The 1914-nt window shown below is 45.8% G+C and carries 1 protein-coding gene; it reads right to left on the bottom strand.

The genetic code is table 11. The features are described 5' to 3' along the window. Window positions 1-1777, bottom strand: a 1777-nt coding sequence (locus EDM57_RS22405; protein WP_246005885.1) for an IS1182 family transposase, incomplete at its 3' end; no start/stop codon positions are given. Between the last annotated feature and the right edge of the window lie 137 nt (window positions 1778-1914).

Genomic DNA, 1914 nt, shown 5'->3' with positions numbered 1-1914 from the left:
GGGGCTGTCCAATAAGTCCCCAAAATAAAAAATGGGCGGAAAACCGAAAGGTTCCCGTCCATTTTTTTAGTTCCTTCGTTTCTTTATTGATGAAGGCAGTCAGGCGGATGCTCGCCACCTTCAGTAGATTGTGGGCTAAAGCCACAATCCCAAACTCTGTATGAACCTTATCCAACCCTCGCAAGGAAAATCGGCGGAACGACCGATTGCCCTTGATGTGACCGAACACGCTTTCGACTTCGACTTTACGCCGAAAATAGATAGCGGACTTCTCGTCATCCTCAAGGGCTCCTTTGGCTTTTGCTTTCAACTCTTCCCAGATCGTATTCCAGTGTACTTGGCGGTTTCCTTTTGCTTTCGTACAGGCTGACTTGAGTGGGCAATCCCTGCAATCCTCACATTCATAAATCTTGAAGCTCTGTTCCAGACCAGAATGTGTTTTTTTCGTTTGATATTTCTTAAATGGAACATTTCGGCCGTTAGGGCAAATGAATCGATCATCCAACTCTTCGTACGTCCAATTCGATGCATGTCGTATATCTTTTTGGTAACTTCTCGTTTTCTCTTTCATGTAGTTGCTATAGGGAATGAGAAAATCAAAACGCGGCTCTTTTTCTTCTCCAACTGCATACAAATAGTTTTCCTCACTGCCATAGCCCGCATCGGCAATGACCGTTTTTGGCATCGGTAAAGAAGACGCAGCCAGTCGTTCCATATGTGGAATGAAGCATCGCGTATCCGTTGGACGTTGATGAAGGCTGTAAGACAAAATAAACTGGTTTTCCGTGGCTATTTGCACGTTGTATCCCGGCTTTAACTGCCCATTTTTCATGTGGTCTTCCTTCATTCGCATAAACGTGGCATCCGGGTCTGTTTTGGAATAACTGTTGCGCTCACCGAAGATGACCTTTTGCTGTTCATACTTCGTCAGGCGGGGAAGAAAATCCTCACGGATTTGTTTTAGGGGTTGCTTCAGGGCACTACGCTCTTGGCGCAAGATTTTCCGTTCGGCACTCTCACTTGTGTTAGCGATTTGTTCCGTCAATTCTTCGACTTTTTCCTCCAATGCGGCGGCGGCTTCTTCGAGCTTGGCAGGGAGTTCATCTGAATGGACAGCGACATACTCTCCAGCCTCTTGTCGGGTAAGGCTATGAATATGGGCAAGGGTCTCCTGGATCTTTTCCTTCAGCTTCTCTTCAAAGCGAAGTACGGACTTTTTCCATACAAAGGAATACTTGTTTGCATTGGCTTCGATCTTCGTGCCATCGAGAAAGTAGTTTTCCATCGTGATGTAATTGTCCGCAATCAGCTTTTGAATCATGGTTTCAAACAACTCGTCTATGAGAGCTTTCATGCGTACACCACGGAACTCGTTTATGGTCCGAAAGTCGGGCTGTTGCATCGCAGCCAGCCACATGGCAGGGATGTTCTCTTGCAACAGCTTTTCGATTCCACGGCAGGAATAGACTTTCTGCGAGTATCCGTAAAGAATGACTTTCAGCAGCATTTTCGGATGATAGGAGCTGCGACCGCCCCCTGTATAATGCGCGAACAACTGCTTGTCTGGAATGGCCTCGATCATCTCATCAATGACACGTGCCACATGATGGGGCGGGATATACAATTCCAAATCCAGAATCATTTGGATTTGCTTGTTGTCGTAAGATTTGAATGTAGGAGCAAGTTTTCGTTTGGCAATCCTATTCTTTTCTATATCCCCTAGAGGAAGTGAAAGTTCCGTGATATACTGTTCAGTAGTAGTCGTTCGATTACGCAAAAAAATCGCCCTTTCTGAGTTGGTGGTGTGGTAACTTCCATTCTACAGGATGTGGCGATTTTTTTGTGCCTATTTTTCACATTAATAAAAACGGGGCGTCCAGCAGTCAGGTTACACTGACTTTCTGGACAGCCCCT

The sequence above is a fragment of the Brevibacillus gelatini genome, assembly GCF_003710935.1.
In the GTDB taxonomy this organism is placed as follows: Bacteria; Bacillota; Bacilli; order Brevibacillales; family Brevibacillaceae; genus Brevibacillus; species Brevibacillus gelatini.
This window is presented reverse-complemented; position numbering and strand designations above follow the sequence as displayed.